At 40.7% G+C, this 26,065-nt stretch carries 21 protein-coding genes; 6 read left to right on the top strand and 15 right to left on the bottom strand.

The window, feature by feature from the left end:
• Positions 1–59: 59 nt before the first annotated feature.
• The 9 genes from BM073_RS08700 to BM073_RS08740 form a co-directional block, all read right to left on the bottom strand.
• Positions 60–1,184, bottom strand: a complete 1,125-nt coding sequence (locus BM073_RS08700; protein WP_175557879.1) for a DUF1972 domain-containing protein — start codon at positions 1,182–1,184, stop codon at positions 60–62.
• A complete protein-coding gene (locus BM073_RS08705; protein ID WP_245756392.1) occupies positions 1,166–2,308 on the bottom strand; it encodes a glycosyltransferase in 1,143 nt (380 codons plus the stop codon). The genes BM073_RS08700 and BM073_RS08705 overlap by 19 nt, the downstream gene beginning before the upstream one ends.
• 157 nt (positions 2,309–2,465) lie before the next feature.
• The gene (locus BM073_RS08710) at positions 2,466–3,596 is read right to left on the bottom strand and encodes a glycosyltransferase family 4 protein (RefSeq protein WP_091653314.1); all 1,131 of its coding nucleotides are present in this window, start codon (positions 3,594–3,596) and stop codon (positions 2,466–2,468) included.
• Between the two features lie 21 nt (positions 3,597–3,617).
• Complete coding sequence (locus BM073_RS08715; RefSeq protein ID WP_091653316.1) at positions 3,618–4,997, bottom strand: O-antigen ligase family protein; 1,380 nt, start codon at positions 4,995–4,997, stop codon at positions 3,618–3,620.
• Positions 4,988–5,959: a glycosyltransferase family 2 protein gene (locus BM073_RS08720; RefSeq protein ID WP_091653318.1), complete on the bottom strand. Its 972-nt coding sequence runs from the start codon at positions 5,957–5,959 to the stop codon at positions 4,988–4,990. The genes BM073_RS08715 and BM073_RS08720 overlap by 10 nt, the downstream gene beginning before the upstream one ends.
• Entirely contained in the window at positions 5,943–7,232 is a 1,290-nt protein-coding gene (locus BM073_RS08725) for an oligosaccharide flippase family protein (protein ID WP_091653320.1), read from the bottom strand. Before BM073_RS08725 ends, BM073_RS08720 begins: the two co-directional genes overlap by 17 nt.
• Positions 7,233–7,244: 12 nt before the next feature.
• Entirely contained in the window at positions 7,245–8,312 is a 1,068-nt protein-coding gene (locus BM073_RS08730) for a GumC domain-containing protein (RefSeq protein WP_091653321.1), read from the bottom strand.
• Positions 8,313–8,314: 2 nt separating this feature from the next.
• Positions 8,315–10,897 (bottom strand): SLBB domain-containing protein, encoded by a 2,583-nt coding sequence (locus tag BM073_RS08735; protein ID WP_091653323.1) that lies wholly within the window; start codon positions 10,895–10,897, stop codon positions 8,315–8,317.
• A gap of 117 nt (positions 10,898–11,014) precedes the next feature.
• Entirely contained in the window at positions 11,015–12,019 is a 1,005-nt protein-coding gene (locus BM073_RS08740) for an SPASM domain-containing protein (RefSeq protein WP_091653324.1), read from the bottom strand.
• Positions 12,020–12,133: 114 nt separating this feature from the next.
• On the opposite strand from BM073_RS08740, the gene gldB reads away from it, so the two are divergent.
• Positions 12,134–13,138 (top strand): gliding motility lipoprotein GldB, encoded by a 1,005-nt coding sequence (gldB, locus tag BM073_RS08745; protein ID WP_091653326.1) that lies wholly within the window; start codon positions 12,134–12,136, stop codon positions 13,136–13,138.
• Here the strand turns inward: gldB and BM073_RS08750 are convergent.
• The 3 genes from BM073_RS08750 to nth are packed head-to-tail and all read right to left on the bottom strand — an operon-like array spanning position 13,101 to position 16,768.
• Entirely contained in the window at positions 13,101–14,324 is a 1,224-nt protein-coding gene (locus BM073_RS08750; RefSeq protein ID WP_091653742.1) for a glycosyltransferase family 4 protein, read from the bottom strand. The two genes, gldB and BM073_RS08750, sit on opposite strands and share 38 nt — an antisense overlap.
• Entirely contained in the window at positions 14,321–16,096 is a 1,776-nt protein-coding gene (asnB, locus tag BM073_RS08755; RefSeq protein WP_091653327.1) for an asparagine synthase (glutamine-hydrolyzing), read from the bottom strand. Before asnB ends, BM073_RS08750 begins: the two co-directional genes overlap by 4 nt.
• Positions 16,097–16,768: an endonuclease III gene (gene nth, locus BM073_RS08760; RefSeq protein WP_091653329.1), complete on the bottom strand. Its 672-nt coding sequence runs from the start codon at positions 16,766–16,768 to the stop codon at positions 16,097–16,099.
• 112 nt (positions 16,769–16,880) lie between these two features.
• Here nth and BM073_RS08765 point away from each other — a divergent pair, with 112 nt between their 5' ends.
• The 4 genes from BM073_RS08765 to BM073_RS08780 all read left to right on the top strand — a co-directional run bounded on the left by BM073_RS08765 (position 16,881) and on the right by BM073_RS08780 (position 22,309).
• A complete protein-coding gene (locus tag BM073_RS08765; RefSeq protein ID WP_091653330.1) occupies positions 16,881–17,993 on the top strand; it encodes a DmpA family aminopeptidase in 1,113 nt (370 codons plus the stop codon).
• Between the two features lie 263 nt (positions 17,994–18,256).
• A complete protein-coding gene (locus BM073_RS08770; RefSeq protein WP_091653332.1) occupies positions 18,257–20,050 on the top strand; it encodes a patatin-like phospholipase family protein in 1,794 nt (597 codons plus the stop codon).
• Positions 20,051–20,106: 56 nt separating this feature from the next.
• Complete coding sequence (locus tag BM073_RS08775) at positions 20,107–21,621, top strand: amidase (RefSeq protein ID WP_091653333.1); 1,515 nt, start codon at positions 20,107–20,109, stop codon at positions 21,619–21,621.
• Between the two features lie 22 nt (positions 21,622–21,643).
• On the top strand, positions 21,644–22,309 hold the full coding sequence (locus tag BM073_RS08780) for a heme exporter protein CcmB (RefSeq protein ID WP_091653335.1): 666 nt from the start codon (positions 21,644–21,646) through the stop codon (positions 22,307–22,309).
• A gap of 185 nt (positions 22,310–22,494) precedes the next feature.
• Here the strand turns inward: BM073_RS08780 and fumC are convergent, their stop codons facing one another.
• On the bottom strand, positions 22,495–23,895 hold the full coding sequence (gene fumC / locus BM073_RS08785; RefSeq protein WP_091653336.1) for a class II fumarate hydratase: 1,401 nt from the start codon (positions 23,893–23,895) through the stop codon (positions 22,495–22,497).
• Between the two features lie 77 nt (positions 23,896–23,972).
• Positions 23,973–24,458 (bottom strand): hypothetical protein, encoded by a 486-nt coding sequence (locus BM073_RS08790; protein ID WP_091653338.1) that lies wholly within the window; start codon positions 24,456–24,458, stop codon positions 23,973–23,975.
• Between the two features lie 102 nt (positions 24,459–24,560).
• Here BM073_RS08790 and BM073_RS08795 point away from each other — a divergent pair, with 102 nt between their 5' ends.
• The gene (locus BM073_RS08795; RefSeq protein WP_139217468.1) at positions 24,561–24,980 is read left to right on the top strand and encodes a DUF2867 domain-containing protein; all 420 of its coding nucleotides are present in this window, start codon (positions 24,561–24,563) and stop codon (positions 24,978–24,980) included.
• Between the two features lie 17 nt (positions 24,981–24,997).
• Here the strand turns inward: BM073_RS08795 and BM073_RS08800 are convergent, their stop codons facing one another.
• Entirely contained in the window at positions 24,998–25,378 is a 381-nt protein-coding gene (locus BM073_RS08800; protein ID WP_091653342.1) for a RidA family protein, read from the bottom strand.
• Between the last annotated feature and the right edge of the window lie 687 nt (positions 25,379–26,065).

Below are 26,065 nucleotides of genomic sequence, written 5' to 3' on the forward strand. Positions count from 1 at the left end.
CGCCTAAAAAGCCTCTACATCCCTCGAAAATCAAAATTGAAAAATCTCAGATCTTATAATTACTTCCGCGCCAACTCCCGAAAAACCTCCAAGTACTGCTCCGTCACATAATCCCAATTATATTTTTGAATAAGGCCATCTTTTGCTGTTTTTCGAAGGGATTCCATTTTTTCTGGTTCTGACTCTGCCTTGGCTACTATTTGTTTAACCGATTCAGCATCCTTTTCAAAATACCATCCATGCTTGCCATTCTGAAGCATTTCCTGATTGAAAGGAGTATTGAGAGCCAAAATTGCACAACCATATCCCAAAGCTTTTAGCATGGCCGGATTAGTGCCTCCAAACTCATGCCCATGAAAGTATCCAAAGCAATGAGAGTACAAAGCCGCTAATTCATTGGGGTCGGTGACATAGCCTGTAAACAGCAAGCGAGGATCCTGAATGTTTTTCAGTTGAGAGGCCCATGCATCAGAAAAGGGCACATCCCCTACAATCACCAATTTTTTGGAGGAATCGGATTTCAAAAAACCTTCGATAATCAAATCAGCGTTATTGTCAGGAACCAACCTCCCTACAATCAAGAAATAAGTCCTTGATACCAGTTTCCATTTTTCCAAATAGCTTTCAGAAACACTTTCTTTTGGATTGGCTCCATAAGCAATGACTTTGGAGTCTTTATTAAAAAGCTCCAGGTACACCCTTCTCATTTCATCTGAGTCATTAATGATTTGATCATAAAATCGGGTAGCCATTTTTGAAGCCCAATAAAAATACTTGGAGCCAAAGCCTTTCCATTTGGGTCTTAACCATTCCAATCCATCCACATTAATAGCAGTGGGTTTTCTGAATACCTTGGAAATTATTCCAAAAGGACCGTTCCCTGAGTTTACTACCAAGATCACATCCACATCCGAAAAACAGGCATGGAGCATGGAAAAAAAAGTATGAGTCAACTGAGTAAGACTTTTGGACTCAATGGCAGGAGTGTAAATACATTCTATACCATTCACAAATCGGGGCCTTTTTGAAAATAGTGCACGGTGATTATATACCCGCACATGTACTCCTTTTTTTACCAAGCGCTCCCCAAGTTCCTTGATCATAGTATCATAGCCCCCGTAGACGTAGGGATATCCTTTGGCACCCATAATGGCAACTTTCAATTTCAGTTCAGATGCTGCCATATGTGCTTTTTAATTTTCTCTTCGAATGATTCCAAGCTGAACTCTTCTAAAACCCGAACTCGGCCTGCTTTGCCCATTTCAAGCCTTAAATCCTCACTTTCTATCAACTGACTGATAGCTTCAACTCCTTTTTTTACATTTCCTACAGGGATCAAATATCCACTCTTCCCATCTTCTAACATCTCTGAGGCTCCACCTGACAGAGTTGCTACAACAGGCTTTCCTGCTGCCATCGCTTCTAAAATCACCGTAGGAAAAGAATCTGGTAAAATGGAAGGTAAAACAAAAATATCCATAGCTGCCATTAGCTCCGGAATATCCTTCCGAAAGCCCAGATAGCTCACTTTAGACTCCAAATGATTACTTCTTATCTCTTCGTGAATTTCTTCCAATATTGGTTCATAACCGGGATAAGGATCTCCAACTAACAAAAAATGGGTTTCTGGATATTGCTGAGAAAGCTGCTTCGCCATTTCTAGAAAAAACAATTGCCCTTTGCCAGGATTAATGCGACCCACCATTCCTATGCAGATTTTCTTTTCTGATACCCCTATTCTCTTTTTAGCCTGATCCACTTTTTCCAAAAATGCCTGATAAGGAATGCCGTTATGAATTACCTGCACTTTTGATATTCGAAGTAATTTTTGCCAATGGGCGGCAACTGCTTCTGAAACAGCTATTGGCCGAGGAGTGCCTTTGTCCAGAAGGCTGCTCAGCAATTTGACCAATGGCTTGGGGCCTGGTATAATCTCGTGGATGTGCCAGGTGTGTGGAATGTTTTTCCTTCGGGAAAAAATTGAGCCTATAATTACCGCCAAGGTATTGGAATAAACCAATTCAAATTGAAATTTCTCATGGAGACTTGAAAGGAAGCGATAAGCCTTAAGATTTTTATTGGCTCTATTAATTAAGCCTAATGGGCTGACATATTTTCTTCTCAGAATTCCGAGATTGAAAATATAAACAGGAATCCCCAATTCGCTCAAATAGCTTTCAAGTGGTCCTTTATGAGGTAGAACGACAACAGGGTTAATACTGGTTTTTTGAAGTGCCTTGATGGCCTCTAGAAAAATTCTGGAAGAACCGTATAAATCCGCTGAACTTGTTAGAAAAAGGATATTCAAAACCTTGCTGATTCCTGAACTTTGAGGAGAAAATAATTCTTCAAAACAATGGTGTGACGATTAAACCAAAGAAGAATTGGGTCTAAAAGTACGATAAAACTGATTTATTTTGAACCTGTGCAAACAATTTGGATGATTAAGTAGAAAAGGAGTCTTTCTACTCAACCAAACTCCTTTCTAGAATTTTCTTTTGGAAGGCCTCTATGAATTTTTGAGCAGAGAATTCCTGAGATCTGATTTTCCCTTTAGCCTTCATATTTTCACAAAGCTCCTTTTCCTGATCCAGATGAATCATTTTTTCCAGCAAGTCCTCCTGATTTCCGGTTTGAAAAGAAAGGCCCGCCCCTCCTGCCACTTCCAATAAGGCTTCCTGATCCGAGTGAATCACCGGTAGGCCAAAGCCCATGGCTTCAGGGATTGGAATACCAAAACCTTCATTTTCTGATGGAAAAACATAAGCAAAGGCATTTTCATACAATGCCTTAATTTCCCCATCTGTCAGGTATCCCGGAAGAAGAATTTTTTCCTTCATTCCCAATTCTTCAATCAAGCGCTCCACTAATGGTAAATCATTCATTTGGGCACTCTGTCCCGGGCCTCCAACCAAAACCATCTTTTTGTCCGAACCGGTAATTCGTACAAAATCCGCAAAAGCTTTCACTAACAGAGGCAGTTGCTTTCGTTTATCAAAAGTGCCAATATGTAAAAAATAGGAGCTTTTCGTCAGCAGTAATTTTTTAATAATTGATTGGTCACTAGCCGCCTTCAGACTCTTGGGGCTTTGATAGATCACTGATATCGGCCAGTTTTTACCTAAATGCTTTTCAATAGAGGTTCTGGAATATTCAGTAGTTGTGATGATTTCGGTTTTTTCTCTCAGTCCTTTTTTTATCAAGCTCAAAAAGTACTTTCTCCACCATCTCGGGTAATTCTGTGGCATTTGCCAAAAAAACGCATCATGGATGACTGTTAGCCTTCTACAGGGAAGAGATGCTGCCGGCGAGACAAAATCCGCGCAAATCAGAACATCCGGCTGGTGCTTTTTGACCAAATCAGGGAGCTGAAACTCCTTCCATCTCAGGTAATCCAGGTGATAGTTGAGTCTTTGAATTTTGGTTTGCGGACCCTTGAAACTTTGATCCTTCACCTGTTCATCCGGCTCATGGGTAAAGATCCATTCTATCTCCTTATGGGGATATTTTCGGGCCGCTTTTGCCAATTCCATCATGTATGTTTTAATACCTGTGGTGGCTACGTTGAGATATTGAAGGTCAAGTAAAACTTTCAAACTAATGCGTTTTTCTCAAAGTTAATGGATTCTTCCATACTCCCTCACGGAATATCCAATCATCCACCAGCTGAGCCAAGCGACATAGGTATACATTTCTGCATTTGCTGTGAAAAGAGGTAATAACAATCCAACTTTGGTTGCAGCCCCAACAAATGCGATTCTTGCTGTCGAGGTTTGCTCTGTTTGGTAAAAAACTCTCAGGCTAATCACAATTCCGCTCGCAAGAATTAAAATATAAAGTAACATTCCCAGCCAGCCGAACTGAACTCCATATATCAGAAATTGATTTTCTCCGCCAACCCTCAAATCTTCACTGACGCTTCCCGCATTCCCACTCATCGCTAAACCTATTCCCAATGGGTTGGCTATCATCGAATCCAAGGCCAGAAGCCATTCAACCACGTGTCCTATGCTGGATGTATTTTCAAAAGTCAGAGTGTCCAGTACAAAGAAGTAAAAGTCTTCTGAGGCGAAAAAGACCACGTAAATTGCAAATGCAACTAGAGCCAAAAATCCAGCTCCAATTAATTTGTAAAGCTTAAATACCAAGGCAATGAAAAAAATCATTACAAAAAAGGCGGCAAATGCAGCTCTGGAGGCAGAGAACACCAAGCTTCCCAGAGAACAGGCCATGACCAATAAGTAAAGCCAGTTGTATTCTCTTCTGCTGGTCAGAAACCAAATCAGTCCTGCAGCAAACCCCATCAAAACAGAGCTCGCCATTTCCAAAGGATCAGAGAAAAAGCTCGCCAGGCGCTTCATGGCATTGGTGGTTTCAAAAGTCCAAGTCAACCCGTAATTCCCTGTTGGCTCAATGTCGTTGATGTATAAATTAAAAAGGGCATAACCGGTGAACTGCTGTAGATGGGCATTCAATAAAAAATACTCTACTAAATTGACCAAGAAGGCCCCAATAGCCACGAAAAAGATAATTTTGAAAATGCGCCCTATTTCCCAATCCTGTAAAGAGCTGTTTCTTCCCAGAAAATAAATCAATCCAGGAATCAACATACTTTTAAAATACAAAGCCTTGTTTAAAAAGGAAGCTTCTCCTATGGGTAACAAAAGGTAGATAAAAGCCAAAGCCAAAAAGGCCAGAAAAAACCAATCTGTGGCAACCAATCGAAAGGGATATGAGCCAATTTTCTTATTATACAGAAGAAATACTGCTAAGGCTATAAGAATAATGAGCTCCTTCAAGATTTGAAAAAATCCCACAACAGCCGAAGATTCTGTAGCTAAATAAACTACGCTAAGACTAGTGATATAAATAGGAAGAAAAGCGGCTAAGAAATAAATAAAATAGCTCCACTTACCTTGAAAAATCATTTTTTCCAAAGTCCAAAGAAAGCCTGCGCTGACAGCCAAAGCGATGAGTAGAAATACGATTAAGGCCATTGGGGTGCTGGACTAAGTGGTGTTGAAAACCCATCTCTAATGCCTTTGGCCACTGCTCTGAGCTTTCGAAAACGTCCCCTAAGCAGAAAATAGACCATCCATAAAGTAAACCTACATATATGATAGGCGAACCCTCCAAGGTTTCTCATATAAGCCTCTAAAGGTTTGAAACCCTTGGAGTGTTCATCTTGAGCTAATCCTCTCAACAGGAAAAATTGATTACGCACGTGGAAATAGAATACCCGCGCATTGAGGGTTCCTTCTGAGTGTTTCTTTTTAGAAGAAGCCCCAGCTTCGTGGTAAATTTTTGCATCTGGAACGAGACCGATTTCAAAACCTTCCTTTCTGATTCTCAAAGACCATTCTACATCCTCAAAATAGGCGAAATATTGCTCGTTCAATAAGCCTGCTGCTAAAACAGCCTCTCTAGAAATCAGCATGCAACATCCAGTTGCCCAATCTAAATTAGAACTGGTAACTCTATATTTTTTTAAATTTTTTCTGTCTCCTAGCGTTTTTGCCCGACCCAGTCCTTCAATCCATTTTCCGCCTGCAGACCATATTTTTTCTCTATCATCCAAAAAACAGATCATGGGTTGCACGACTCCCAATGAAGCTTTTTGCTGGATTTCAAGCACCATTTTTCCCAAAAAATCAGGCTCTACCAGCGTGTCATTATTGAGTAATAATAAATGGGAAAAACCCATTTCCAATGCCTTTCTGATTCCAACATTGTTACCTCCTGAAAAGCCTAGGTTTTCCTCATTTTCAATTAATAAAATATCTGGAAATTCATTTTTCAGGACTAGTCCTTCAGGCTTTTGGGAATCATTGTCTACCAGAATAATTTTAAAATCCGGGAAGTCTAATTTCAGTAATGAATCCAGACAATTCCGGGTAAAATCTAACCCATTCCAATTGACTAGGATAATAGCAACAGATGGATCAGGAGTAAAAACCATGAACGAGATTTTTTTCGTGGCGGTATAGCAAAACCAGACAAATCAAAAACACGATGATTTCGGTGGAAATAATCCCGAAACATAAACCTATTCCTCCAAAATAATAGGTTAAAATAGCGGATACAATAATCATATACACGCACATCATCCAGCTAGCCTTGAAGAGTAATTCTTTCAAGTCTGCAACCAACAGAAGCGTTACATTTCCCACATTTAAGCAGGCTAAAAATGGAACCACCGCTAATATTTTCAGATACATTACTGACTCTTGCAAATCACTTCGTGAAAGAACCTGAATGATCCAAGGCGCAGCAAAATGGGTTCCTGCGGATATAAATATTCCAGCCAGTAAAACTCGGAGATATACATTTTTGAGGAACTTGTAAAATCGAACAGGGTCGGCTTGATATAGTTTGGAGGCATTGGGAAAAATAGCCTGAATAATCAAGGCAGGGAATAATCGTAGGACCATTACAACACGCTCGGCCAAACTATACATCCCCAATGTTTCTGCCACAGAGAAAAAGCTCAAAATGATTAGCCCTCCGTTGATTGAAATATGACTGGCTAGGTTGGAAAAAAACAATAATAAATTATCCTTCAAGCTTCTGACTATTGCAGATAATTCGGGTTGGTAAAATTTGATGCCCATAAAAGCATGGATATAAAACAAGAGCATCAAATTGATACAAAGCCCAAAAAAGCCTAACATAAAATTGACCCATTGGCTTTGCTCTGGACTGTGGATAAACAAGACTATCCCCATTAAAAATAGGAGCTTTGAAAATATGTTGGCGATAGAGACCAACTTCATCTTTTCCATTCCCTGAAAAAACCAAAGGGGCAGGGTGGCTTCGGAAAATAAAAGCAAGGAGGAGAAAACCAGAATGAGTTGATATTCCTGAAAAAGGTTGAATCCAAATGCACCTACAAGTATCAGAATTGTAGCTATGGCTGCCAAAATGATTTTGCCTGAAAAAACGTTGGAAACCAGATGCGATAAAGATTCCTTATCCTGTTGACTGACTGCCACTTCTCTAGGTGCGCTTAGGTTGTAACCAAAACCGACTAGAATATTGAGCAAGATGATTACTGAAAGCGCCAAATTGACCAGTCCAAATTGGTCTACCCCTATGCTTTGAATCAGCAAGGGCATGGAAATAATGGAAATCAGCACATTGGAAGACTGAATAATGCCCAAGAAGAGAAAGTTCTGAATGGACTTATTGCGAATGAAATTGCTGAGCGGAAGTAATGTGAGTTTTTCAAACATGGCAGCTTTATTTTAGCTTTCCTGCACATGTTTTTGGTACAGTCTGTTGAAATACAAGCCAAAAAGCACCAGCAAACCTATAATAACTGCGCCCAAAACAATCCCTTTAACCAAGCGGATTTCAGTTCTTTTTAAAGGATACCTTGGGGAGTCGATAATCTGTATCAGCGGGGAATTGTTTCTGTGATTAACCCGGGCTATTTCCAGATTTTTCACTATCTCTTGATAAACAGCCCCCGAGGCCTGTACATCAATTTGTCTTTTGCGGCTTTCAATGGTAGCTGTGGAAAGTAAAGGGTTGGCATTGGGAACTCTATCCTGCGCACTGGCATATGCTCCTATGCTCTCATCCAAAATTGCCCGAACAGAGTCAGCCTGAGATTGGAGAATAGCCAAATTCTCCCCTGTCTTTTTTGTCTTGGTTTCGTAATAGAAAGTGTTGACTTTATTGACCAAGGTCTCATTGAAAACCTTAGCAAAAGCCTCATCCTTGGAAGAAATACTAACCTGTATGATGCTCAGCTTTCGATCAGGCTTGGAAACAGCCAGCTGCTTTTCTCTGATCAATTTGGCAACTTCTTTTACCACGGAGTCCTGGGCCACGCTAAACTCCTCTCTTGGGATAGAAAAGTCCATAGACGGAATATCTACTTTTGAAGACCATTTTTCATCTAGCTCTTCAAAAGTAACAAAGCGATCGATCAATAGCTCTTCCTCAGAAAATGGGCTTAGCAAGGTTTCTCCCAGCATCCTATCGGACTTGTACAACTCCATGATATTGTCCCCTTGGAATAGACCGCTAGTACTTCCCAAAGAACCTAAATTAACACCTACGAGAGAAGCGAGTCCGGACATTTGACTCAGGCTGCCTGTATCTCCTTCTTCCAATACAAAGGAGGTTTCAGCATGAAATACGGGTTTCTTAAAAATTGAAACCAAAGCACCTAAGACCATACCTATTAGTCCGGCAAGCAATAATGTCTTCCATTGGGATAAAAAATATCGAAACCAATCTCTCAGGTTCTGAATGACTTCTTTCAAAGTGAACTGGTTATCAGAAAAATGCTTGTTTTCAGCCATAATTAATTCCAGTTGATTTGGGAAAGTACCAGAGCCAAAGTAGCCAAACCGGTAGTGACTCCAACTACATCACCCAATCGTAAAGGTATCTTCGGTCCCTTGGTTGGAACAATCACTTCTGCCCCCGGCTCCACAGGTGGATAACTCCTTATTCCCAAAAATCCTTTGGTTCTTTTCACGGCACCATTCGCATAAACCACATAGGTTTGTTTTCTATTGGCTCTCCTTTCAAATCCCCCAGCTCCGTTGATATAATGCTTCAAGCTCCTTCCGTTTTCATGTCGCAGGGTAGTTGGGTAAACTACATCTCCACGCATTCTCACTGTTTGGAGAAGTTTTGGTACAGATAGTACATCGCCTTCCTCCAAAATCAAATCATCTTCGGATCCCGGATTTTTTAAGATGGTTTCCAAGTCTATCGCTACAGCTTCTGTTTCTCTTATTTTCACATTAAAACCGGGAGTTTCAGCTGCAATTTGATCTAAGGACTCTCGCTTCGTATTGGCAACAGTTGATTGGGCAGCACTGTCCCCTTTTGGAAGATTGGAAAAAAGCCTTTGAACCAACTCTTCCTGTGCTTCTGAATTGTTAGGGTCGCGCATGAGTTGCATGCGAAGTTCTTCCAAATTTCTTTGTCTCCGAATTTGCTCCGACTCAGTATTGAAAAACTCTGTTCTTCTGATCAGTGTTGCTCCCTTTGAATAGGCAAATTGATTGAGTCCACCTGCTCTTCGAACTAAGTCAGAAATCCGCTCTCCGGAACTCTGAATCGCGAAAATACCGGGAGAGTTTACTTGCCCCTCTACAGCCACTAACCTTTGCATGGTAAAACTAGCCTTCTTACGAACAATGACTTGGTCATAGGGGCTCAGCGTTTGGGAATCAGCTCTATAGGATAAATCTGGATTGACCTGAACAGGTATGATATCTGATAAAGTTCCTAAATCAGTATCCTCTAATCTCCTTGCTATTTCGATATCATTAGGATTGGCGGACTCCTGAAATCCTCCTGCCAAAATCAATAATTCCTCCACGGTCATGTCAGAAGAGAAAGGATAAACTCCAGGTCTTTTTACCTCACCCAAAACTTGAACGTACTGCTCATTTCTAATATCGTAAATACTGGATATACGGACTACATCCTCCCTTTTTAAAGGAATATCAGCAATAGAGCCAGCCAAAACAGCTTTTAGATTCACCTGAATCATTTCAGTACTGAGATCAGGCTTGGTTCTTAAAATGCTAGCTTGCTCGGTGTAGGCATCGCCTCTCAGTCCCTCAGCATTTTTGATCAGTTGGGTTAAGGTCAGCCCATCAGACAGGGCAAAAGTTCCTTCCCTAAACACCGCACCTTTGATTTGCACGCGATTAGAATACCTGTCCAGGATTTTTCCTACAGTAATCTCATCTCCCCCTTTGAGAATAAACATCCCAAATTGGTTCTTGTAAACATCAGACACGGAGCGCTGATTTTCCGTAATTCTAGATATAGCTACTCTATCTTCAAATGCCAAATCAGTGAATCCCCCTGCATAGTTTAAAAGGTCTTGGAATGTGTCTCCTTCCTTTATTTCAAAAGTCAATGGTCTTTTTACTTCTCCTTTGATGCTTACTCTGGAAATAAAGGGAGTGACCAAAATCACATCCTGATCGCGTAGCTGCAAGTCTAAATTGGCGGTACCATTAATCAATAAGTCATAAACATCGACCATCGCGATCTGCTTATTGTTTCTGACCACTTTGATTTGGCGCATGGTGCCATTATCATTGGGACCTCCAGCTGCATAAAGCGCATTGAATACCGTTGAAAAAGCACTGAGCGTGAAAGTTCCCGGCAACCTAACTTCTCCTAAAATGTGAACTTTGATGGTCTTTACATTTCCCAAGGTCACTTGTAAAAAGGTTTTTGGATTAGGACCAATCAAGCTGGGGTAAAATCTACCCACTCTGTTTCTAATAATTCCAGTGGCTTCTTCAATGGATTTTCCTGATACTGAAATTGGGCCAATATTATCCAGAATTACAAATCCATCAGGATTGACTGTGGCTTCATAATATTGCTCTGACTGTCCATATATATCTACAAAAATGACATCTCCGGGACCGAGCACATAATTCTGAGGAGTGGCTTGGTTCAGGCTTGGCTCAAAGCTTAGCCTCCTGTTTTTCTGATAAAAAAGATTGCTGCCGAACAACTGACTATTTCCTGATTCTACTTCAGGCTGTACTTCATAGATGCCTTGAGTAATTTCATTCAGATCAATTTGTCTTCTAGGCTCCCTTTTGCTGGCATTTGTACTCCGACTGGCTGTTGCGCTCAGATCTAAGTCCTCAAGTCTTTTTCGTAGTTTTTCGATTTCGGCTCCAGACATTCCCTGCATTTGAGCCATTTGAAGAAATTGAGTCGTACTGAGTCCTGCCTCATTAGCTCTTTTGACAAGCTCCTGTAATTGTTCATCACTCAGTTCATCAACCTTGATACTTGAAATATCCGTGTTTTGCTGAGCAATAAGCGGCTCAGGGTTACTGAGAAGAATGCCTGCCAAAAGGCAGAAAAAGTACCAGAATCTTTTTAATTGAATCATGCGAAAATGCTGTCCCGGGTGAATTTCAAACAAATATGCAATTTAAAAATCCGTGAATTTCTGTTTTTAACCAAAAATAGTTCCAAAAAGCTGCCAAAAACAAAGAGATAAGAAGTCTTATTCGGTGCAGTTTTTACAAATCTCAATTTGAGTTCGGTCATTTAGCAACTGTTTTCTAAAAGATTGGTAGTTAGCTGATTTCCAGATTTGCTTGATCGCCTGAGATTGAAAATCGCCCATCACATGGGTCGCGTCTTTGTCAAAGCAACAAGGAACTACCTTTCCATCCCAAGTTACTACCGCACCCAGCCACATTCTCCAACATTTGTTTTCCACTTTCTTTTTCAATTTCCAGCGACCGTTCCCTGCAGGGATATACCTGGAGTAGCCCAAATCAGATGGAATCAATTCGGAGCCATTTTCAAAATCATAGATTTGTGTGCTTTTTAGCTGGAGCTCATCGACTTCCAGAGCTTTCACCCACTTTTTTAATTCGGGTATCTGATGCTCATTTTGTCCGGTCACTAAAAACTGAAGTACAATTCGTGGAAAAAGCTTCCCTTGCCTTTTCCTCTCAGAGATTAAATTGCCTAATCCTTCCTGTACTTTTTCTAAGTTTCCTCCAATTCTGTATTGTTGATAGACTTCCTGAGTGATTCCATCCATGGAGACTATCAGTTGCTTCAGGCCACTGGCTAAAATCTGATTTACTCTTTCCTTATCGAGATAATGCGCATTAGTGGAAGTGGAGGTGAAAACTCCCTCTTTATTTGCAAAACTAACCATTTCCAAAAAGCGTGGATTTAGAAATGGCTCTCCCTGAAAGTAGAGATGTAGCCAGGTCAAATGTTTTTTGGATTGAAGAATTACTTTTTCAAAAAGCCCATTTTCTAGCATTCCTGTAGGTCGGCTAAAAGACCTTAAGCCCGAGGGACATTCCGGGCAGCGTAAGTTACAGCTGGTGGTAGGTTCAATACTTAATGTAGTCGGCTGACCCCAGATAATGGGTTTTTTCAGGATTCGGCTCAGTTGAAAAGAAAGGCCCAACATAGCAATATTGCTCACCTTTCTGAAGGAAAGCTGCTTGGAAAATGCAAAAGCGGTTAGGAGCTGATTTTTCACTTCAGAAAGAAAAGCAATCCTTAAGGAAAGGCCAAGTATGCATACTCAAAAGGGAAGGAATTCGTTTCCATTCATTATCATTGCAAGGATATTTTCGAATCAAAAGTGAATCACATGAAGGCTTCAAGATTAATTCTAATTAGCAGTTTAATTCTTTTGATATTTTCCTGCGGCAAAAAAGAAGAAACATGTCAGCTTGATGAAGATATTCTAGATCAGGAGTTGGAGCTTACTATTACCCGGCTGGAGCAGGAATTTTTTTCAGCAAAAACCCAAGAGGATTTCTCCTTCTTGTTGGAAAAACATCCAGAGTTTACACAAATTTATTTACAGGCGGACTTGTATCCCTCTTTGGATACGCTGGCTTCCGAACTTTTAACTATACATCAGGACTCAGCCATGCAGGTGCTGAATGACTCCGTGCAACAGGTTTTCACAGATTTTTCTGATGTGGAAAAGGAGCTGGAAAATGCATTTAAATACATCAAACACTACTTCCCGGAATTTAAAATACCCAAGATTTACACCTTTGTTTCGGGCTTTAACTCAGACTTGGTGGTGACTGAGGACATCATTGTCATTGGTTTGGATTATTACCTTCCTCCCAGCCATACATTTCAGCCAGAACTTGCACGCTATATGGCAGAACGATATGATAGGCCTTATATCGTACCGATGATTGTCACTGCTATTTCTTCCAGATTTAATCAAACAAACCCTCAGGATAAGACGCTTTTGGCAGAGATGATTTACTATGGAAAAGCTTACCATTTTACAAAAGCAATTTTGCCATGCACCTCTGACCAATTTATCATTGGGTATACTCCTGATCAGATTTCTGAGTCCTTTGCCAATGAGGAATTTATCTGGGCCCACTTTGTGGAAAATGAACTGCTTTATGAGACCAACCCATTTGAAATCAGAAAATATATGGGGGAGGCTCCATTCACAGATGCAATCAGCACCAAAGCTCCGGGAAGATTAGGAAGGTGGTTGGGATGGAATATTGTGGACGATTATGTATTCAACCAGGATATGAGCCTATACCAATTGATGGGTAATCCTGATGCGGAGCAAATTTTCAGGCAGTCAGGATATAGACCTCGTCCCCCTGCTTAGGAGGGTTTTTTCCTGGATCTAATAAATAGGCAAGCCTCTCTACCGCATGCTCTTTGGTGAAATAGTTTTCTGCCAGAAGACGGCTATTTTCCTGGTAACTTTTCAGGGTTTGGGGGTGTTGTTCCAGTATTTCCAGTTGCTCAAAACATCTAGCCATTTTCCCTGGCAAGCAAGAAATCCCTAGCTGATGCTTTTTGACTAATTGATATACCCAGCCTTTGTGATTGACAATTATACCCTTGCCAGCCCCTAAGGCATCAAAGAACTTATTGGGACTATTTGTCTTTAAGACAGGTAAGTGAGCAAATGAAATCCAGGCCAAGTCGGCCATTCCCAATAATTCGTTGACTTGTTCTTTGGAACCAAAGGGAAAGAAATGGACTTGTATTAAACCCAATTTTTCAACGCTCTTTTCCAACGTTTTCTTTTCGCTACCATCTCCCATGATTAAAAATTGCCAATTTTTACCCTGTTGCTGAGCGATTTTAGCCAAGTCCACCAATTCGTCAACCGCATTAACTTTTCCCAAGGCTCCCGCATAGGCTATAGTCAAAGATGAATTTAATCCATGCTTCTGAAGTAGGTCTTGGTTTTTCTCCTGAGGAAAAAATTGCTTTAAGTCTGCGAAATTTGGAATGATCTGAACGTGAAACTGTGGATTGATTTGTCTGATGTAGGCAGCGATTCCAGGTGAAAGGGCTACTATTTTTAATGCATTTCGATAAATTTTGGCTTCAAGCCCAAAAAGGTAATTTTTCAGCAGTCGGTTTTGAATAGCCCCTACTTGAACAGGTGCTTCCGGCCAGAGATCACGAACTTCAAAAATATAGGGGATTGCTAATTTCTTCTTTGCCCAAAGCCCAATCCAACCCGTGGTCAAAGGAGTGGAAGTAATATAAAGTAAGTCTGGACGATTTAGCTTTGGAATTAGCTTTTTACATTGCTTTACAAAAATCCAGAATGCCTTGATCCTCTGAAAAAAGCCAAACTTTTGATCATAGGAAACCGGTAAATAATGGACCTTGATTCCTTCTATCCATTTTTGATCATAGTGCTGCTGATTTCCACCAGTAATAAGTTCAACTTCAAAGCCTTTTTCTACCAAGCCCTTTGCCAAATGAAATGACCTAACTGCACCACCTTCTTCGGGCGTTCTGAAATACTGGTGGATGTAAAGGATTTTCATAGCTTTTGAATTTTCAGCCATTCAGCTAGTAAAAATAAGTTGTACAATGTCAAAAAATGACTTTTGACATGGTTCTCTGGCTTTTCCAAAAGTTCATTGGTAACCTTTGGAAGTATATCCTGATAATCTTTTTTAAAAGTCGCTAGTTCCTGAAAGACCCTTTCGCGGAATTCTCCTTTCTCTGAAAACCATTCCAATAAAGGTAATCCAAATCCGGTTTTTTTACGATTGCCCACCCAACTTAATCCTCGATCCTTGAGAATTTGCCTCAACCATTTTTTCCCCAATAAAAGCTCATCGGATTTAATTTCTTTCCAAAATTGAATAACCCCTTCATCCAAGTAAGGCGACCTTCCCTCGATTCCATGCGCCATTAAGGCATTATCCTGAATTTTTAAGACATCCTGAACCAGATAAACTCTTCGATCGAAATCCAACATTTGCTTGTAAGATGATAATCGCTCATCAAAAATTCTTTCATGATCTGAAAAGAGGTCTTCTTGAAGACTTTCCAGAGCTGAAAAATTCATGAAGGTCCTCTTAGGGTTTTCCTCTATACCTGTCAGAAACTTTTGCCAATTTCGGTTCAAAGGTAGTTTGAGAAGAAGTGGCTTTAGACGCAGGAGCCAATCCTTTCTTCTCCAATAGAAATCAAAAGCCTGATGCCGCTGATATCCTCCCCAGAGTTCGTCCGCACCTGCTCCGGACGCCAGTACTTTGACGTGTTTTTTAGCCTCCTTACCAATTAGCCAAGTTAAAAAGCTGGCCGAATCCCCAATAGGTAAATCCAAAGTCCTGAGATATTCCTCCCAGTTTTCCCAAAATATGGTTTGGTCTACCTGGATCAAATGATTTTCCGAAGGAAGAACTTTTCCTAGTTTTTTGACCGCCTCAGCATCTCCATATTTGTTAGAATACGCAGCTTCATGGGCGATAGTGAAAGTATGCAAAGGAACTCCTGTTTCTTGATACCAAAGCGAATACAGCAAGGTGCTATCTATTCCTCCACTGAGTAGCATCCCCACAGGCACATCAGCATGAAATTGCTTTAAGACAGCGTCTAATATCAGTTCTTGAAGACGATTTTTCGAGACTTCTTGTTGTGCTGATGGAAGAGAGGGAATATTATCCCAGCGAAAAGCTGAATGCTGTCGAATTAAACTGAATCTGGAGGGTTTCCATTCTTTGACACCCTTGAAAAATGTCTTTCCCTGAAGGGGAGTTCTCATGTAATAATAATACTCCAACTGATTTTTATCCAGCTTGCTCTTCGATAGTTTGCCAATTCCTCTGCTTTCTGAGGAAATGATTAAGCGATCTTGATTTTGATGATAGTAGAGCGGTTTTTCACCATTTTTATCTCTTGCCACCAAGACTGTTTGGTTGCTCAAATCCACATAAATCAAGGCAAACATGCCCTGTAATTTTTCAAGACCTTTTGCACCAAAAATTCTCAGCCAATGTGTCAAAACTTCAGTGTCTGAATGGGTAACAAACTCTACTCCCATTTTTTGAAGTAAATTTCTCAGATCCTGATAGTTGTAGATTTCTCCATTCCAGATAAGGATCGACCTGCCATCTGGTGCCCAAAAAGGTTGATCAGCATCAGGTCCGGGATGTAAAATTTTGAGTCGGTTAACACCAAGCCAAAGCCCCGGCCAAGGGCTAAAAGAGGCTTCCTGATCGGGACCTCTGTGCCTACTTTCGTTTAGAAGTCCCTGAATCGATTCTTCTTTGGCTCCTTTACCCCAAATCAGATGAATGCCACACATTTATTTTTTCTTTGGTTCGGCGGTTAATTTTTCTTGGTTTTTTTCAAAATACCTACAAAAATGAGTGATGCTACACTCTTCGCATTTGGGTCTTCTGGCCAAACAGGTATATCTGCCATGTAGAATCAACCAATGATGAGCCTTGTGAACATGTTCTTTCGGAATATGGCGGATCAAATGTTTTTCTACCTCTAGAGGTGTTTTTGCAGTTTGAGGAACCAGGCCGAGTCTTCTGGATACGCGAAAAACGTGCGTATCTACGGCCATGTTGGGTTGATTCCAAACTACAGAGGTAATCACATTTGCGGTTTTCCTTCCCACTCCTGGAAGCTTGGTGAGTTCTGCTACAGTTTCAGGCACTTTTCCGCCAAATTCTTCCATTAGCATTTTACCCAAACCCAACAGGTGCTTGGTTTTATTATTGGGATAAGAAACGGTTTTGATATAAGGGAAAAGCTCATCAAAATGGGATGCAGCCAAATGAGCGGGAGTAGGAAAATCCCGAAATAAGGCCGGAGTGACCATATTGATACGCTTGTCAGTACATTGAGCGGATAGTACTACTGCCACCAAAAGCTGAAATGGATCCTCGTATTGAAGCTCCGTTTCTGCTACGGGCATGTTTTCCGAAAAGTAATTGATAAAGGCTTCGTATCGCTCTTTTTTTAGCATGGAAATCTAAACTTGTATGGAGGGCTTAAGATAGGTAATATTGGAAGAACTTCTCCAGTGCAACTGGATTGGAAAACTAAATTACATTTTCCTTTTAAAATTCTTCAAAGGCATGAAAAGTCTACTTATCCCGGCCCTATTTTGTTTATTTATCAATATGGAAATTTCAGCCCAAAGCCGCCCAAGAGAATTAGGCATTCAGTTTGGATTGCTCCCAACCGGACCCTTGAATGCAATTACGGATGTCAAAGGAGTGAAAGTAGGGCATCTTACTAAAATAGAAGGAACGTCTATTCGAACCGGCATTACGGCAATACTAGCTCACGATGGAAATCTCTTTCAAGAAAAGGTGCCCGCAGCGATTTTTGTTGGAAATGGATTCGGAAAGCTAGCAGGAGTGACTCAAGTGCAGGAACTGGGAAACCTAGAAAGCCCAATAATTTTAACCAATACGCTTAGCGTGGCTGCTGGTATTGAAGGAGTGGTGCGCTATTCTTTAGATCAGCAGGGAAATGAAAATGTTCAGTCTGTCAATGCAGTGGTCGGTGAAACCAATGACGGTTATCTGAATGATATTCGGGGAATGCATATCAGTCCCGATGACGTAATACAAACAATTCAGGCTGCAAAAGAAGGGAAAGTTACGGAAGGAAATGTTGGAGCCGGAACTGGAACGGTTTGCTTTGGCTGGAAAGGAGGAATCGGAACATCTTCAAGAAAATTACCAGAAAGCTTGGGTGGATACACGGTCGGAGTATTGGTTCAAACAAACTTTGGAGGAAATCTACAAATAGCAGGAGTTCCGGTGGGCGAAAAATTGGGAAAATACCCATTTAAAGATGCCTTGGAAAAAGCCGATGGAAGCTGCATGATCGTTGTCGCAACGGATGCACCAGTCTTAGAAAGAAACTTGGAAAGAATGGCTCAGCGTGCCATGATGGGCCTGGCAAAAACAGGAGGAATTGCTTCTAATGGCTCGGGTGATTATGTGATTGCCTTTTCCACAAATGAAGGTCTTAGAATCCCTTATACCTCTGATAAAAAACTGAAGTCAGAATTTTTAGCGAATGAGGAAATGAGTCCACTTTTTATGGCCGTAATTGAGGCTACAGAGGAAGCAATAATCAATTCACTTTTTGCTGCAGAAACGATGATGGGCAAAGATGGTAGAACTGTGGAAGCCTTGCCAAAGGAAAAAGTCTTAGAAATTATTAAGGCTAATTGAAAAAAGGGTTGGCTTAAAGATGACTTTTTTTGATTAGAATTTTTTTCAAAGGAATTTCTGCGCCTGAGCTCAATTCACCTTTCAACTACAAATTTCTAAAATTATTACGGCTCTCATTTTTTTATCAGATAATTTTATCGAGATTAGTTGAGATAACTGATTTTGAGAGCAGTAGCTAAGAAAAACAAACTTGTTTTTTGGGGTTTCGATCAATTTTTCCCAGAAGATAGGCTGATTAATAATTTAAAACCCAAATAACTCCGATGAAGGATTTTAATACGCATTATCATCATCTTTTTCACAAGCTTTTTGGAGGGATGAGCAATGAAATGCTGGATCAAATTTTTAAAATAGGTACTAAAAAAGAACTCAATACCGGTGAATATCTTTTCCATCAGGGGGCCAAAGAAAACATCCTTTACATAGTACTTTCTGGTAGGCTGAGAGCGATTAAAGAAGATGTCAATGGAACATTAATTTTGGGGGATATAGGCGAAGGAGAGCCGGTTGGAGAGTTTGCCTTATTTACCGGTGAGCCTAGAATGGCCTCAGTATTAGCGATTAGAAAATCAGTGGTTTTGGAATTTAATCAGGAAGAATACCTGACTTTGGTAGCCAAAAACCCATCCTTAGCGAATTCCTTGACAGGCTTTGTAATCAACAGACTTAGAAGAAACACATTTCAAAAAAACCAGTCAACCCCTCCAAAAAATATAGCCCTAATCAACTTACAAGCTGATCATGATTTAAGTCCTTGGACAGCAGATATGGAAACCTTTTTTAGGGAAAATCAAATTCCGGTTCAGGTGTTTGATTATGATTCTCAGGCAGAGCATGCTGATCAGACATTCTTCGATTCACTGGAGCAGTATGAGGGAATCAACATTTTGGTCTGTAGTGAAACTCACCCTGAATGGTCTCACCAATGCATGGTCTATGCGGACTTGGTGATTTTGGCCACTGATTTCAAGGCAGATCCTCAAATCTATCTTATAGAAAAGGAGCTGGAACTCTATTCAAAAAGTATCCTCAATAAAAAGATATATCTATTGATGTTGCATCCTCAAGATGCACCAATGCCAGAATCTACTTCCAAGTGGCTAGAAAATAGGGATATTAACCTACATATTCATGTCAGACAAAGGAATGGAAGAGATATCCGCAGGTTCTGTAGAATTATTACCAATACCGCTGTAGGCTTGGTCTTGGGCGGAGGAGGAGCCAAGGGTTATGCCCACCTTGGGGTAGTTAAGGCATTGCAGGAAAGAGGGATAGAAATAGACTTCCTGGGTGGTACTAGCGCTGGCGCGATATACGGTATTACCATGAGCTATGCTGATTTTGATTTTGATAAAATCGAAGAAATCACTCAGGTGGCTGTAAAATCCAAACTGACTTCCAATGATATGGCTTTGCCTATGATTTCCTTTTTAAGTGGGAAAAAAATCCAGCGCTTCGCCAAAACTCTTTTCAAAAATTATGACATGGAGGATATATGGATTAATTCCTATTGTGTGTCTACCAATTTTTCCAGAGCTACAACCAAAATCCACGAAAGAGGACTTCTCTGGAAGCAAATCATGGCCAGTATCGCGATTCCAGGAGTTTTTCCTCCTGTGGTAATTGATCAATATTTACATGTGGACGGGGCGGTAATGGATAATTTGCCGATAGAGCCCATGTATAAATATCCGGTATCCAAAATTATTGCCGTTTCCTTGTCAGGCTTGCCAGACAGAAAAGTGGATTATGAGGATTCACCGAATGGTTGGGCCGTTTTCATGGACAGGTTTAGAAAAAAGAAACGCTTTAAAATTCCCGGTATAGGTTCATTGATTATCAATTCACTCACGCTGAATTCCTTGCAAAAACAGGAAGTAACCAAGTCCAAAGTTTCCCATTATTTCGAATTGAATCTGAAAGGAATTGGCTTCATGGATGATAAAAAGTGGAAGCAAATTCTCCAAAAAGGATATGATCAGACCAATGAGTATTTGGAAAGTTTACCGAAGGAAGAGCGGTTTTGGGATAAAAACAAAGAAGAGGAATTCGTGTAAGGGAACTTTGAAATAAGAGAATAAATAAATCTCGAAATAAAATTCTAAATTCCCTGATGAAGCATTTCATCTGTATCATTGGAGTTTTAGGTCTTTTCTTTTCCTGTAATACAAAGAAAGACATCTCTTTAGAGGAGCTCACGATTTCTCAAATCCATGAGGCCTATAAAAACGGAGACTATACAGCGGAGGATCTGGTCAGAGCCTACATCTATCGCATAGAGGAAAACGATTCTGCGATCAATTCCATTTCTGAGATCAATCCCGTGGCAATTGGAAGAGCAAGAGCCTTGGACGCAGAATTTGCAGCCACAGGAAATTTGCGCCCCTTGCACGGAATTCCAGTAATTGTCAAGGACAACATCAACACCATTGGTCTTCCAACTAGCGCTGGTGCCTTGGCCTTGAAGGACTTTTATCCTGAAACGGATGCTTTTATCATTCAAAAACTGGAAGAGGCGGGAGCTATCGTATTGGCTAAATCCAATATGGCAGAATGGGCTTTTAGCCCCATGCATTCGGAAAGTTCCACTAAAGGGATCACCAGAAACCCCTACAATTTAGATCATGTCCCTGCAGGATCAAGTGGTGGAACAGGTGCTGCAGTGGCTGCAAATTTTGGAACTTTAGGGATAGGCACAGATACAGGAAACTCCATCAGGGGCCCTTCTTCTCATAATGCTCTGGTAGGTTTTCGAACTAGCTTAGGGTTAATTAGCAGGGAAGGTATTGTTCCGCTTTATTTAAGAAATGATGTAGTGGGCCCCATGTGCCGTACGGTTGAAGACGCCACTCGCATGCTGGATATCATGGCTGGAAAAGATCCCAAAGACCCGATTACCAATTTTTCGGAAGGGAAAATTCCTGATTCCTATATGGACTTTTTAGACAAGAATGGCCTTCAAGAGGCTAGAATCGGCGTTTTTAGGACCTTGAGTGAAAATAATATACATCCTGAAATTTCGTCCCTTTTCAATAAGGCATTGGAAGATATGGCTGACTTGGGAGCTGTGATTGTAGATTCAGTAGAGGTAGAAAATTTTCAAGAGCTAAGACAAAATCAGTGGTGCGCAGATTTTCGAAAAGATCTGGAAGCATTTTTAGCTGAATATGTCAAACGCGATACCTTATCGAGCTTAGAAGATGTAGTAAGAATTGGCACTAAGTCTGATTTTGCAAGAACCAGACTAGAAATGTTTGTTACCAATTTTGGAAGAGGGCAAAGCCCAGAGATCCCTTGCGGAGATGCTTTCACTGACCTCCGGAGGGTAGCTTTTCGGGAGGCAATTGAAAAAACCATGGATTCTTTGAATCTTGATGTATTGGTTTATCCAAGCTGGAATCAACCTGCTGCTACTATCGTTAATTTTCAGGAAGAATATAAGGGAGACAATTCTCAAATCATTGCCCCGCATACCAGGCAGCCTGCATTTACAGTTCCTATGGGTTTTGTGTCCGGGAACCTGCCAGCTGGCATTCAGTTTTTGGGAAGGGTATTTGATGAAAAAACCTTGGTGAAGCTAACCTATGCTTATGAGCAAGGAACCAAACATAGAAAGGCGCCGAATTAAGTTCTATTCCTATCTTTGAGGCATGTTGAAGGAAATCGGCATTTTGATTCAAAAAGAAATCACCTTGGAATGGAGGCAAAAATATGCCCTCAATGGAATACTGCTGTATGTGATTTCAGCTGTTTTTATTACCTACTTAAGTGTAGGAGCTAAGATGGGCAATCTATCTGTGCCTACTTGGAATGCATTGTACTGGATCATTATTCTTTTTTCTGCAGTCAATGCAGTTGCGAAAAGTTTTGTACAAGAGCATCAGGGAAGGCAATTATACTACTACATGATTGCATCGCCTGAAGCGATCATCCTTTCCAAAATTATTTATAACACCGGCCTAACACTGATCTTGGCCTTGCTGGGTTATGGAGTATTTTCGGTGATCTTGGGTAACCCTGTGCAGGATCAGGGCTTGTTCTTATTGAATTTAGTGTTGGGAGCCATGGGCTTTTCCGCAAGTTTGACAATGGTCTCCGGTATAGCTTCCAAAGCCGGAAATAATGCCACTTTGATGGCAATTTTGAGTTTCCCTGTGATCATCCCCATATTGCTAATGGCTATCAGAATTTCCAAAAACGCCTTGGATGGATTGGATTGGTCTGTTAGCGTAGATAAGCTTTTGAGCCTTTTTGCAATCAATGCCATAGTGGCGGCAGCAGGCTATATTTTGTTTCCTTATTTATGGAAAAGTTAAGAAAGTCAGAAAGCTAAAAGAAAGTCAAAAGGCTAAAGTGAGAAGGCTGAAAGAGCTCACCCCTGCGTTTAGGGCTTGATTTCTTAGTGAAATTGGCTTGATTTAAAAAATAAAAAAGCCTCCCCATCGCTGGAGAGGCTTCTAAATATTGGGCCTTTTCAGAATTCAAACTTCTAAATTCATACTTATTTCAGGCTTCCTATCATATCCTCAGGCTTCACCCACTCGTCAAACTGTTCGGAAGTGAGAAGCCCTAAACCTATGGCCGCTTCACGTAAGCTGGTACCTTCTTTATGCGCTTTTTTAGCAATAGCTGCTGCATTTTCATAGCCAATATGTGTATTCAATGCGGTTACCAACATCAGAGAGTTTTCCAAATGACGCTGAATCATTGGGGTATTTGGTTCAATTCCAACCGCGCAATTATCATTGAAGGAAACACAGGCATCTCCGATCAATCTTGCAGACTGTAGGAAGTTGGCGGCGATCATTGGCTTGAATACGTTTAGCTCGAAGTGTCCATTGGAACCTCCAATTGATATGGCTACGTCATTGCCCATCACTTGAGCGGCTACCATTGTCATGGCTTCCACTTGAGTTGGGTTGACTTTTCCTGGCATAATAGAAGATCCCGGCTCGTTTTCAGGGATCAAGATCTCTCCGATTCCGGATCTTGGTCCTGAAGAAAGCATTCGGATATCATTAGCAATTTTCATTAGGGAAACGGCCAATTGTTTCAAGGCTCCATGAGCTTCCACCATTCCGTCATGCGCTGCCAATGCTTCAAATTTATTTGGTGCCGTCACAAAAGGTTGACCCGCGAATTCAGCAATTTTCTTTGCTACTAATTCTGAATATCCTTTTGGAGTATTTAAGCCTGTTCCAACAGCTGTTCCGCCTAATGCCAATTCAGATAAATGGCTTAAGGTATTTTTCAATGCTCTTAATCCATGATCCAGCTGAGCCACATATCCGCTAAACTCCTGTCCCAATGTCAATGGAGTTGCATCCATGAAGTGAGTTCTACCAATTTTCACTACATCTTTGAAAGCTTTTGCTTTAGCATCCAAGGTGTCTCTCAACTTTTGCACTCCTGGAATAGTGGTTTCAACCACCATTTTGTATGCAGCGATGTGCATGGCAGTTGGATAGGTATCGTTAGAAGACTGGGACTTATTGACGTCGTCGTTAGGATGGATTTTTTTCTTTTCATCTTCCAAAGAACCTCCCATCAGCACGTGTGCTCTGTAGGCGATAACCTCATTGGAATTCATGTTGGACTGAGTTCCGGAACCAGTCTGCCAAACCACCAAAGGAAATTGATCATCCAGCTTACCGGCAAGAATTTCATCACAAACCTTAGAAATCACATCGGCTTTTTCTTGGGAAAGAACGCCTAATTCTGCGTTCGTTTGAGCAGCTGCTTTTTTCAAAATGGCAAATGCCTGAATAATTTCAATTGGCATTCGGTTTTTCTCTCCGCCGATTTTGAAATTATTAATTGAACGTTGGGTTTGTGCACCCCAGTATTTGTCCGCAGGAACCTCAACAGGCCCCATGGTGTCTTTTTCTATTCGAATGCTCATGGTATTGGATTTATCGAGTTCTTATTTCAGGCCGCTAAAATAATTCTAAAAGCCCTTTTTCCCTAGGTAAGAAGGATTTAATCCTTGATTTGTAAGTTGATCAACTGATGAAATTCCTTTCGCGAGATCTTAACCTGACGATGAAAGAAAAAAAGTGCCAAGGCATAATTCAAAATAGCCATAACCAAACAAATGCTTCCATTGATAATATTTTGAGCTAATCCGAAAAAAAAGGCTGAAAAAGCCAAAAGGATAATGCTCCAGAAAACCACAAAAAAGAGGGCTCCTGGAAAAAGCTTGTATTCCAAAAATAAGATAGAACCTCTGGCAGTATCCTCCACTTCCCCCAGAATCAAAGGAAGGAAAGTATTGCTTCGGTTGATGACTCTGGAAATTCGGAAACTATTTTTCCCGACTATCCCATTAAAAGCCACATTTTTGGAGCTTTCAGTTCTTTTATCTAAAAAGTTGACCTCCAATGTTTTTTTGGAAATATGTTCCATGACCTCTTCCTTAGAAAGTGCGCTGACTAAAGTTTCGCTTTGAAAGGGAATGAAGTTCATGCTTAATTAACTAAATGTAGTCGATTGGGTTATCACTTTGTGAAAAAGTATCCTATCAAAATTAAGATCTTTCAGCCCAATCCTCAGGAAATCATCGAAAAAATGTATTTTCCTATTGAGGTTAATAAAGATGCTGTTGTGGAAAAAGTTTGGAGAATCGGAGGGGAAAATGGCTGGTATTTTGGGACAAAATTATGGAAAATCAGGGGGCTTCTAGATCAATTGATAGGAGGAATAGGCTTTAGAAAAGGGAGAATATCGGCCACTGAATTGAAAAAAGGGGATCCAATTGATTTTTGGAAAGTTTGTCAGGCAGATAAAGGAGAGGGGATTTTAGAATTGGAGGCTGAAATGAATTTGCCGGGCAAAGTTTTTTTGGAGTGGAAGATAGGCTCCAATGAGCTGGTCCAAACTGTACGTTTTTATCCTGAGGGAAAATGGGGGCGCTATTATTGGAAAATAGTGAAGCCTGTTCACCGCTGGATTTTCCTAAATATGGGAAAGGAAATTGCCAAGGGGTAAAACAGGCTTGACAAATTTTATTTCACCGCAACGCAAGAAATCTCAACATTCACATGTTTAGGTAATCTACTTACCTCCACTGTTTCTCTCGCTGGAGGGTTGTTTTTGAAATATTGACCATAGGCTTCGTTGATGACACCAAATTGATCCATGTTTTGAATAAATATCGTGCACTTGACCACGTCTGAAAAACTGAACTTGGCAGCTCTTAATACTGCTTCCAAATTTTTCATTACTGCATGAGTTTCTTCTGTAATATTCTCATTGATCAACTCGCCGGTTTCTGCATCCAGTGCTATTTGACCAGAAACATATAGGGTATTTCCAGCTAGAACTGCTTGAGAATATGGACCGATTGGAGCTGGAGCTTCTTTGGTAAAAATGATGGTGTTAGGCATGGGGATTTGGGTTTGTGGAGAAATACAAAGGTAAGGTTTGTGGAGGAATTTACGATTTTTGAGTAACGAATTACGAGGGGTGTTGGGACTTTTAAGGCTTTTTTAGCAATTGATTTTATTCTCGTGGGCCTGTCTGAGGTCCAGGTAGGTTTTGCACAGATTTTTGAGTGCGAATAAAAATCTCTGCGTCGTTGCGTCTTGGCGAGCTATTTTTTTTTAAACAGCATAGGGATGATAGAAAACATAGTTTTTAATTCTTTGCCTCTTCGTCCCTTTGCGGGAGATTAAATTGCAGCGCCGCTGCGCCTCTGCGAGCACTTTTTAAACCGCATAGGAATGATAGAAAACATAGCTTTATAAACTCTTTGCCTCTCTGCTACCTAGCTGGAGACCTAAAACGCTGCGCCGCTGTGCCGCTGCGAGAAAATTTTAAACCACATAGGATTCACAATAGCACACATAGCTTGGTATAAAGGAGAAAACTTGGGTGGAAAATAACTCAATAACCAATAACTTATAATTACTCCAGATCTAGGATATTTTTCTACTACATAGAGATGATAGAAAACATAGTTTTTAACTCTTTGCTACTTCTTTTCTTTGCGGGAGATCAGATCGCCGCGCCGCTGCGTCTTGGCGAGCCATTTTTTAAACCACATAGAACTCACAATAGCACACATAGGTTGG

The organism is Algoriphagus ornithinivorans, from assembly GCF_900115305.1.
Taxonomy (GTDB): Bacteria; Bacteroidota; Bacteroidia; order Cytophagales; family Cyclobacteriaceae; genus Algoriphagus; species Algoriphagus ornithinivorans.